2 protein-coding genes and 1 pseudogene are annotated in these 4,692 nt (G+C 36.8%); all 3 read right to left on the bottom strand.

Annotation, left to right across the window (positions count from 1 at the left end):
* Nucleotides 1-153: 153 nt before the first annotated feature.
* A complete protein-coding gene (gene secDF, locus VLB74_RS13305; protein ID WP_325203944.1) occupies nucleotides 154-3,129 on the bottom strand; it encodes a protein translocase subunit SecDF in 2,976 nt (991 codons plus the stop codon).
* A gap of 137 nt (nucleotides 3,130-3,266) precedes the next feature.
* Nucleotides 3,267-4,202: a malate dehydrogenase gene (gene mdh, locus VLB74_RS13300; RefSeq protein ID WP_325203943.1), complete on the bottom strand. Its 936-nt coding sequence runs from the start codon at nucleotides 4,200-4,202 to the stop codon at nucleotides 3,267-3,269.
* A 293-nt stretch (nucleotides 4,203-4,495) separates the two neighbouring features.
* A pseudogene (locus tag VLB74_RS13295) lies at nucleotides 4,496-4,692 on the bottom strand (hypothetical protein); the annotation flags it as partial.

Genomic DNA, 4,692 nt, shown 5'->3' with positions numbered 1-4,692 from the left:
TCCTACAATAATAATTATATTTAACATTTTTACAAAGAAATGTTATAATTATTTATTTACAATTTAATCATTACAAGTTTTTCAATAAAAAAATAGAGATATAAAAAAAAGCCCCACAAACTGTGAGGCTTTTTTTATTATAAGAGCATTAAATTATGCTTCTACTTCTTTTTGTGCATTTGCTTCCGCGTGAAGTCTTTCTACTTCTTTTTTATCAGACTTCGGCATAGTGTCTACCAATACCGGAGTAGCGATGAATAATGAAGAGTAAGTTCCTACCACGATACCCACCAACATGGCGAATACGAATCCGCGGATAGACTCACCACCAAATACGAACATGATTCCCAATACGATGATCATTGTTAATGATGTATTGATTGTTCTGGATAATGTTGTATTAATGGAATCGTTTACAATCTGGTTGAAATCACCTTTTCTGTTTCCTAGGATGAATTCACGGATACGGTCGAATACGATTACCGTATCGTTCATTGAGTATCCGATTACCGTAAGGATAGCCGCGATGAAGTGCTGATCCATTTCCATGTGGAAAGGCATGAATTTATACAACAATGAGTATAATCCTAATACGAAGATAACGTCGTGTGCTACAGCCGCAAGAGCTCCTAATGAATATTGGTATTTACGGAACGATACTACCAAGTAAAGCGCAACAACTAACATTGCTCCGATTACCGCCCAGTAAGAGTTGGTTTTGATATCATCAGAAACCGATGCACTTACTTTTGTGGCCTGAACCACTCCTAAAGTTTTACCTTCAGCAGTATTGATGAACTGATTGTAAGTAATATTGTTTGAATAGTAACCTTTCAAACCGCTGTATAACTTCTCGTTAACTTCTTTGTCAACGCCTATACCTTCTTCCTGAACTTTATATTTAGTGATAATTCTCATTTGGCTAGGATTACCAAATTCTTTTACCTCTACGTTTACTCCGAACTCTTTTCCAAGTTTTTCAGAAACTTCAGTTGGGTTCACCGGTTTTTCAAATTTCACCTGGAATGTTCTACCTCCAACGAAGTCAACACCTTGGTCTAATCCATTAATTGCGAAAGAAATACAGCTTCCGATAACAACGATAGTCGAAATCATGTACGACCATTTTTTAACTCCTATAAAGTCAAAATGGAAGTTAGTAAACCAGTTTTTAGATAGTGGCGTTGTGAAATTTAATTTTCTTCCTGCAGCGATATCTTTATCGATGAACATTCTTGCAATGAAAATCGCAGTGAACAATGAGGTGAAGATACCAATCAACAATGTAGTAGCGAAACCTTTGATAGGTCCTGTTCCGAAGATGAAAAGGATCAAACCTGTAAGGATGTGTGTAACGTTCGCATCAATGATTGAACGCATAGCACCATGCCAGCTGTAAGATTCGATTACCGACTCCCCTAAAGATTTTCCGGCACGTAATTCTTCTTTTGCTCTTTCGTAGATGATGATATTCGCGTCTACCGCAGTACCCATCGTTAACACGATACCCGCGATACCCGGTAATGTCAATACAGCACCTAAACTCGCCAGGATACCGAATAAGAATAATAAGTTCACCAATAAGGCAACGTTAGCGTACCAACCTGCTTTACCGTAGTAAACCACCATCCATAAACATACTAATAATAAACCAACAACAGAAGACATGATTCCGTTATCAATAGCTTCCTGTCCTAATGACGGACCAACAACCTCAGACTGTACGATCTCTGCAGAAGCCGGTAATTTACCTGCTCTTAAGATGTTTGCTAAGTCTTTAGTTTCAGTTACGTCGAATACACCTGAAATTTCAGAACGTCCACCTGCAATTGGACCTGAAGATACTCCAGGAGCAGAATAAACGATGTTATCCAATACAATTGCGATATTACTTTGTTGTGTAAATGCTTTACCTGTTAATTCTTCCCAAGCTTTTGCTCCAGAAGCATTCATCTGCATAGTTACAGACGGTCTTCCCATTTGGTCGAAAGACTCGGAAGCATCTGTGATTACTCCTCCACTTAAAGGCGGCACACCGTCTCTGTTGGTTTTAAGAGCATATAATTCAACTACGTCCGGAGTTTTAGTATTTACTTTACCCCAAGCGAAACGGGCGAAACGCTGTTCTGCTGGCAATAAAGAGCGGATATCAGCTCTTTTTAAATAGCTGTTAACTTTTGCAGTATCTTTTGGATTGAAATAAGCTAAAACCGGGCTTCCTTGTTGTCCGCCACCTTTAACTAAATCCAATAACGGGTTCTCCCCTTTTTTAGTTGCAGTTGAATCAGCTGCTTTGTTTTTAAGTAAAGACTCTACATCAGTACCTTTTTTAGCAGTTGTATCTGCTACAGCAGCAACATTTTTTTCTGTTTTCTTTAAAGCTTCGTTAGCAGCCATTAAGAAGTTAGAAATCTCATCTGTTTTATAAGTTTCCCAGAACTCTAACTGAGCAGTACTCTGTAATAATTTTTGGATACGGTCGATATCTTTAGCACCCGGAAGTTCCACTAAGATTCTACCTGACTCCCCTAATTTCTGGATGTTAGGCTGCGTTACACCGAACTTGTCGATACGCTCTCTCAATACGCGGAATGCACTTTCTACAGACTCGGATACTTTCTTTTTGATGATGGTTTTAACCTGCGCATCTGACATTGTAAAATTAATATCACTTAAATTTCTGTTAGCGAAAATTTCAGGTGATGATAATTTTGTTGTTCCATTGGAAACCTGATCAAAAGCAATGAAGAAAGCATCAAGATAATCCTGATTTCCTTCTCTGTTTTTCGTTGCTTCTGCAAGCGCTTTGTTAAAAACAGGATTTTTTGAATTGTTTGCCAATCCTTTCAATACGTCTTTAACCGAAATCTGAAGGATTACGTTGATTCCTCCTTCAAGGTCAAGACCTTTATTGATTTGTTTTGCTCTTACGTCATTGAAAGTATGACCTAAAAACACTTTTTCTTTACCAATAGAGTCTAAGTAAAACAACTCTTTTTTAGAGTCGCCATTCGCGAATGCCTTTGCTTTACTCTCAATATTATTGGTAACAACTGTGAAGGAAAGCTGGTAAATACTTACCAATGCAAATAAAATTGCAAAAAATTTAATGAGTCCTTTATTCTGCATTATTACTAAAAATTAATTATTCTTTTTTCAAAAACGAGCAAATATATACTTTACGAAAATATTAACCAATTTATTTCTTAATTATATCCAAAAAAAAAGACTGCCTTAAGCAGTCTTCAATTTTTTCTTTCAAAATATTATGCTAAAACCGATTTCAAATCGGCGTTCATAGCACGAACAGCATCTGCACTTTTGGCAAATAATGCTTTTTCTGCATCGTTCAGCTTAACATCTACAATAGATTCAATTCCGTTTTTACCTATAATACAAGGAACTCCCATACAGATATCTTCCTGACCGTATTCTCCTTCCAGATAAACAGAACAAGGAATCATTTTTCGCTGATCGTTTAAGATACTGTCAACCAGATAAGCTACAGAAGCTCCCGGAGCATACCAAGCTGAAGTTCCAAGTAATCCAGTTAAAGTTGCACCTCCAACCATAGTATCCGCAGCTACTTTATCCATCTCTTCTTGAGATAAAAAGTTAGACACAGGAACACCACAATAAGAAGCCAAACGCGTTAATGGAATCATGGTTGTATCTCCATGCCCGCCGATTACCATTCCATCAACATCATTAGACGGTTTGTTCAGCGTTTTTGACAAATAATATTTAAATCGCGAACTATCTAAAGCACCTCCCATTCCAATAATTCTGTTTTTAGGTAATCCTGTCGCTTTTAATGTCAGATAAGTCATTGTGTCCATCGGATTGGAAACCACTACAATGATTGCATTTGGGGAAAATTTCAGCACATTATCCGCTACGCCTTTAACGATTCCGGCATTAATCCCTATAAGTTCTTCACGTGTCATTCCCGGTTTTCTCGGAATACCTGACGTAATCACTACCACATCACTTCCTGCAGTTTTGGAATAATCGTTTGTGCTTCCGGAAACACGGGTATCAAAACCGGTTGTGGTTGCACATTGAGAGATATCCATGGCTTTACCTTCTGCAAAACCTTCTTTGATATCTAACAAAACTACTTCACTGGCTATTCCTCTGTAAGAAATCACATCTGCGCAAGTGGCACCTACATTTCCGGCACCAACTATTGTTACTTTCATAATATAAATATGTTTTTTGGGTTGTTTAATTATATTCGATGCTAAATATATTAAATTAACCGATAACCCGCAGTGGATTTAGAAAAAAGTTGCAGTAATCATTGCACAATTCTCAAACAATGCTCCTGACAGAAACAACAATGCTTAAAAAATCAATATCAACCATAAATTTATTACTGTCCATAAACACAAAAGTCATTTAAGATTTGTGAAAAACTAAAACTTAAATGACTTATATACTTTAAAAAAACGATAGTGCCTAAATGTGCGACCGGCAACAGACAGTACACCTGTTAAAATTCATATTGAACAGAAAAATTTGTGTTTACAAATTTACCAAAACCTATTACGGGTTGTAAAAACACTTTTTTAATTCGGTATCGGCCTGAAATCTCACCGATAACATTGGTTTTGTTCTTACTCAATTCTTCGAGTTTTTTATTCAAAATATCCTGAAGCGGGATTATTTCTTCAATTTCGCCTTTTTCAC

Source organism: Flavobacterium sp., from assembly GCF_035456225.1.
GTDB lineage: Bacteria > Bacteroidota > Bacteroidia > Flavobacteriales > Flavobacteriaceae > Flavobacterium.
Note: the sequence above shows the minus strand (reverse complement) of the source record. Positions and strands in the feature narration are given on the sequence as shown.

Coding starts and splice junctions, on each gene's coding strand:
- secDF (WP_325203944.1), bottom strand. CDS start 3,129: ATGCAGAATAAAGGACTCATTAAATTTTTTGCAATTTTATTTGCATTG.
- mdh (WP_325203943.1), bottom strand. CDS start 4,202: ATGAAAGTAACAATAGTTGGTGCCGGAAATGTAGGTGCCACTTGCGCA.